Source organism: Marinitenerispora sediminis (assembly GCF_003336425.1).
Lineage (GTDB): Bacteria > Actinomycetota > Actinomycetes > Streptosporangiales > Streptosporangiaceae > Marinitenerispora > Marinitenerispora sediminis.
On sequence record NZ_QEIO01000390.1, the window covers coordinates 1 to 355 of the forward strand.

A 355-nucleotide genomic window follows, 5' to 3' on the forward strand; every position below is an offset into this window, starting at 1 on the left:
GAGGCGGCCAGGGCGAGACCACCGGAGACACCCGCCGCCTGCGCCACGGTGGGGCCCACCGGCAGGCCGGTCACCCACGACAGGCCGAGGTCGCCGCGCAGCGCCCCGCCGAGCCACGCCAGCACCCCGCTGACCGGGTCCGGCGGCAGGTGGAGCTCCTCGCGGACGGCCCGCAGCGCCTCGGCGTCGGGCTCGCGTTCGGCGGACCGGGCGCGCAGCACGGTCAGCGCCGGATCCGAGCCGCTGAGCCACGGCAGCGCGGCGACCTCGGCCTGTCGTGGGTGACCGGCCTGCCGGTGGGCCCCACCGTGGCGCAGGCGGCGGGTGTCTCCGGTGGTCTCGCCCTGGCCGCCTC

Annotated in this window: 1 pseudogene; it reads right to left on the reverse strand. The window is 79.7% G+C overall.

Features of this window, described 5'->3' with window-relative positions:
- Nucleotides 1-355 (reverse strand): annotated as a pseudogene (locus DEF28_RS26950) (hypothetical protein); the annotation flags it as partial.